Origin of the sequence: Nitrococcus mobilis Nb-231 (assembly GCF_000153205.1) — a bacterium.
Lineage (GTDB): Bacteria > Pseudomonadota > Gammaproteobacteria > Nitrococcales > Nitrococcaceae > Nitrococcus > Nitrococcus mobilis.
Map to the genome: position 1 here is coordinate 1 of NZ_AAOF01000039.1, position 1,394 is coordinate 1,394.

General features: G+C 70.9%; 1 protein-coding gene. It reads left to right on the forward strand.

What is annotated here, in order from left to right; all coding sequences use genetic code 11:
- Positions 1-42: 42 nt before the first annotated feature.
- The coding region (locus NB231_RS18885) for a coiled-coil domain-containing protein (RefSeq protein WP_408634348.1) at positions 43-1,394 on the forward strand (1,352 nt) is incomplete at its 3' end.

Here is a 1,394-nt window from a genome sequence, read left to right on the forward strand (position 1 = left end):
CGTTGTCGCCAGCTTGAGGCCGAGGCCGGAGCGCTGCGCGACATGCTGTTGGCCGACGCGCCGGCGGGGCTGGCCCCGGTGCTGGACCTGATCAAGGTCGAGGCCGGCTACGAGAACGCGCTGGGCGCCGCGCTGGGCGAGGATCTGACCGCGTCTGTCGATAGCCGCGCCGGCGACGGAGAGCCGCGGTATTGGACCGATCGGGCCGCCGCGCCCGGGGCGGGCTCCGCGGCATTGCCGGATGGCGCGATGCCGTTGAGCCAGGTGGTCCAGGGCCCGGCCGAGTTGACCCGCCGACTGTCGCAAATCGGCGTTGCCGACGATCCCGCGACCGCCGCCCGGCTGCAATCAAGCTTGTCACAGGGACAACGGCTGACCACCCGCGAGGGCGGTCTGTGGCGCTGGGACGGCTTCGTGATCACCGTCGAGGCACCGAGCGCGGCGGCGGTCAGGATGCGTCAACGCAACCGCCTGGCCGAGATCGAAGCGGCGCTGGCCGGGAAATCCGGCGATCACACCGCTTCCCGGAAACGCGTCGAGGTCGAGCAGACGGCGCTAACCGAGATTGGGGAGCGCGAGAAACGCCACCGCGCCGATCAGCGGACGGCCATGGGCGAGCTGGACACCGCGCGTAAGCAACTGGGCGCCATGCGGGGTCGGCTCGCGGAATTGGAGACCAAACTCGCCGCGATCCAGGAGAACAAGCTCAGGATCGCGACCGATCAGGCCGAAGCCGTGGAGCAACGGCAACAGGCGGAAGCCGAACTGGCCGAGCTTGGCGATGTCGAGGCCTTGCGGGCCGAGAGCGCCGGCCATCGCCGGGTGCTGGCGGAGCGACGCACGGCGCTGGTCGACGCCCGGGCCGAGCATGATCGTCTGGTCCGCGAGGCCCAGGGCCGGGGCAGCCGCCTTGCCGCGATCCAGGCCGAGCAAACAACCTGGTCCGACCGGGTGGAGCGGGCCAAGTCCCGGATGATCGAACTGGAGGAACGCCAGGGCGCCGAAACGGCGGAGTTGCAACGTCTCGCGGCGCGTCCCGCCGAAATCGCCGAGCAACGCGGCAAGCTTGTGGGCGCCATCGAGGAAGCGGAAGTCAAACGCAAGACCGCCGCCGACGCGCTGGCCTCCGCCGAGGTTGTCCTGGGCCAGGCCGACCACGCCTCGCGGGAAGCCGACCGGGTGGTGGCCGCCGCGCGCGAGGCCAGGGTCCGGGCCGAGTCCGAGCTTGCCCGGGTGAATCAGGGGCTCACCGCGCTGCGCGAGCGGATCTCCGAGCGGCTGGAATGCCTGCCGGATCAGATCCTGGAGAAGGCTGGGATCGGCGCCGACGAGGATCTGCCGGATATCGATTCCACCGAGGCGCGGCTGGAGCGGCTGTCCCGTGAGCGGAACGC